This window comes from Streptomyces sp. SID1328 (genome assembly GCF_009865595.1).
GTDB lineage: Bacteria > Actinomycetota > Actinomycetes > Streptomycetales > Streptomycetaceae > Streptomyces > Streptomyces griseoluteus.
In genome coordinates, this window is sequence record NZ_WWKH01000849.1 from 1 (window position 1) to 787 (window position 787).

General features: G+C 71.5%; 2 protein-coding genes. Both read left to right on the plus strand.

Going from position 1 to position 787, the window contains the following annotated elements:
• A partial coding sequence (locus GT030_RS26820) for a homocysteine S-methyltransferase family protein (protein ID WP_202460604.1) occupies positions 1-287 on the plus strand: 287 nt, incomplete at its 5' end.
• 115 nt (positions 288-402) lie between these two features.
• Positions 403-771, plus strand: coding sequence for a peptidoglycan-binding domain-containing protein (locus GT030_RS26825; RefSeq protein ID WP_161203314.1), 369 nt, complete (start codon positions 403-405; stop codon positions 769-771).
• The last annotated feature ends 16 nt before the right edge of the window (positions 772-787 follow it).

Genomic DNA, 787 nt, shown 5'->3' on the forward strand with positions numbered 1-787 from the left:
CGTTCGCCCTGGCCGCCGACGCCGAGGAGATCATCGCGGTGGGCGTGAACTGCTGCGCCCCCGAGGACGTCCCCCACGCGGTGGAGACAGCGGCCCGGACAACCGGCAAGCCAGTGGTCGCCTACCCCAACAGCGGCGAAACCTGGAACGCCCGGAACCGCACCTGGGACGACTCCCCCACCCTCACCCCCGCTTTCTCGGCCACGGGCGCCCGCCTCGTAGGCGGCTGCTGCCGGGTGGGCCCGGAGACGATCACCGCGATCGCCCGAGCGCTCGGCCGCGTCTGACCCTCCGGTCAGCGCCTCCGCAGCACCGGCGACCTCCGCAGCCGCCGGACCGCCGCGAGCCGGTTGACCGAGGGAGCCTGCACGGACCAGGTCCCGACTCGTCGTGGTCGGCGTCGTGAGCGCGGCCGTAGCCGCCGGCACGCTGGCCCTCGCGCCCACCGCCTCGGCCAAGGCACCCAACATCGCGATGGGCTACGACAACAACCCACACGCCGTGTGGTGCGTGCAGCACCTGATCAACGACTGGGCCGCCAAGTGGCACGTCGACGGCTATCACTCGCGGCCTATGGCGGAGGACGGCATCTTCGGCAACTGGACCGACTACTGGGTCCGGCGCGCGCAGGACGCCTGGATGGGCGGCGACGCCGACGGGATCGTCGGACCCGCCACCGGAAACCATCTGATCGAGGGCACACAACTCACCGGAGACACCTACTACGGCGGAGCCGGCCACTACTGCTACTACCTCATCCCCACCGGCTGACCAGCCCGTCGCCGTC